Source organism: Streptomyces sp. 13-12-16 (genome assembly GCF_002114215.1).
Taxonomy (GTDB): domain Bacteria; phylum Actinomycetota; class Actinomycetes; order Streptomycetales; family Streptomycetaceae; genus Streptomyces.
This window is the reverse complement of record NZ_NCTE01001316.1, coordinates 1-1,558: the sequence shown is the minus strand read 5'-3', so window position 1 is coordinate 1,558 and position 1,558 is coordinate 1. Positions and strand designations below refer to the sequence as shown.

Sequence of the window (1,558 nt, the reverse complement as noted above, 5' to 3'; positions counted from 1 at the left end):
GAGTTCGCCGGTGAGCCGGACCGGGCCGAGCGCGGTCTCCGCGTCGGCGACCTCGACGAGCCGGTCCCTGGCCGCTTCCAGCTCGTCGGCGGCCGTGCGCAGGAAGGCCGCGCGGACGGTGCGGTCCGTCAGCGCGCCGCGCGCGTCGTGCGCGGCGCGGACGGCGGCGTCCACCTCCTGGGCTGTGGCCTCCACCGCAACCTGTTCACGCTGCTTCCCGGTTCGGGGGTCGACACTCCAGACTGGTGCTGCTGCCACCGCGGGTCCCTCCACTTGATTGCCGCATGCAATGCCGCAGTATGTACGTCACCCCACAGGGTTGTTCGATATACTGAACACTGTCTCTGTGGGTGAATGTGCTTCGGAGACTATTTCCAGGCGAACGAAGGGGTCAAGGGCGATGTCGGCTGGCGAGACGGGCGGCGGGGCGCAGGTCAAGTCCGCGGTGCGGACCGTTGAACTGCTCGAATACTTCGCCGGGCGCCCCGGCATGCACTCCCTGGCGGCGGTCCAGGAGGCCGTCGGCTACCCCAAGTCGAGCCTCTACATGCTGCTGCGCACCCTCGTGGACCTCGGCTGGGTGGAGACGGACGCGACGGGCACGCGGTACGGCATCGGCGTGCGGGCGCTGCTGGTGGGCACGTCGTACATCGACGGCGACGAGGTCGTCGCGGCGGCCCGCCCCACCCTGGACCGGCTCTCCGACGACACCACGGAGACCATCCACCTCGCCCGGCTCGACGGCACCAACGTGGTGTACCTCGCCACCCGCCAGTCCCAGCACTACCTGCGCCCGTTCACCCGGGTCGGCCGCCGGCTGCCCGCGCACTCGACGTCGCTGGGCAAGGCGCTGCTGAGCACGTACCCGGACGAGCAGGTGCGCAAGATGCTCCCGGAGACGCTGCCCGCGCTGACCGAGCACACCATCACGGACCGGGAGAAGCTCATCGAGGAGCTGCACCTGGTGCGGGAGCAGGGCTTCGCCGTGGACCGCGAGGAGAACACGCTGGGGCTGCGCTGCTTCGGCGTGGCGATCCCCTACCGCACCCCCGCGCGGGACGCGATCAGCTGCTCGGTGCCGGTGGCGCGGCTCACGCCCGCGCACGAGCAGATGGTCAAGGACGCCCTGTTCGACGCCCGCGACCGGCTGACCCTGGCCACCCGGAGGCTCTGACCCGTGGACATCGCCCTGCGGCCGGTGCACGACAGCGACCTGCCGGTCTTCTACCGGCAGCTCAACGACCCGGAGGCGCTGCGCATGGCGGCCTTCACCCCCGAGGACCCGGCCGACCGGGCCGCCTTCGACGCGCACTGGGCGCGCATCCGCAGCTCGCCGGGGATCGTGACGCGCACGGTCCTGGGCGACGGCGACGTGGTGGGCCACGCGGCGGTGTACGGGGAGCCGGGCGAGCGAGAGGTGACGTACTGGGTCGACCGCGCCCACTGGGGCCGGGGCATCGCCACGGCCGCGCTGCGCGGGCTGCTGGCGGAGGTGGGCGAACGCCCGCTGCACGCGCGCGTGGCCGCCGACAACGCGGCGTCGCGGCGGGTGCTGGAG

General features: G+C 72.4%; 3 protein-coding genes. 2 read left to right on the top strand and 1 reads right to left on the bottom strand.

Annotated elements, in window-relative coordinates; translation table 11 throughout:
- The coding region (locus tag B7767_RS40390) for an aldehyde dehydrogenase family protein (protein ID WP_143652932.1) at positions 1-258 on the bottom strand (258 nt) is incomplete at its 3' end.
- Positions 259-400: 142 nt separating this feature from the next.
- On the opposite strand from B7767_RS40390, the gene B7767_RS40385 reads away from it, so the two are divergent.
- Positions 401-1,174 carry an IclR family transcriptional regulator gene (locus tag B7767_RS40385; protein WP_030224445.1) on the top strand — a complete coding sequence of 258 codons (774 nt, stop codon included), beginning with the start codon at positions 401-403 and terminating at the stop codon, positions 1,172-1,174.
- A gap of 3 nt (positions 1,175-1,177) precedes the next feature.
- Positions 1,178-1,558: GNAT family N-acetyltransferase (locus tag B7767_RS40380; protein ID WP_085576256.1), on the top strand; the 381-nt coding region annotated here is incomplete at its 3' end.